The sequence below is a fragment of the Pseudomonas sp. 8(2025) genome, assembly GCF_052665325.1.
On record NZ_JBQOIE010000056.1, the window covers coordinates 1 to 332 of the forward strand.

General features: G+C 49.7%; 1 tRNA gene. It reads right to left on the reverse strand.

From position 1 onward, the window contains the following. Window positions 1-2: 2 nt before the first annotated feature. Window positions 3-75: transfer RNA gene (locus ACUXVH_RS31715), tRNA-Val, on the reverse strand. Window positions 76-332 lie beyond the last annotated feature (257 nt).

Below are 332 nucleotides of genomic sequence, written 5' to 3' on the forward strand. Positions count from 1 at the left end.
GGTGGGTGATGACGGGATCGAACCGCCGACATTCTGCTTGTAAGGCAGACGCTCTCCCAGCTGAGCTAATCACCCTTTACCTTCGTTGCGGGGCGCATTATGCCACAGAAATTCTTAAAGTGTTGATTTAATTAATAATTTTATTAAAAAAACCAAATTTCCATGTACAGCAACACAACCCACGTAACTCTTTACAGCAAAAAGCCCGCGTTAGCGGGCTTTCTGTGGTGACCTGGCGTTCAGTATTCCAGGTTACCGAATATGGCGCAGCGGACGGGACTCGAACCCGCGACCCCCGGCGTGACAGGCCGGTATTCTAACCGACTGAACTA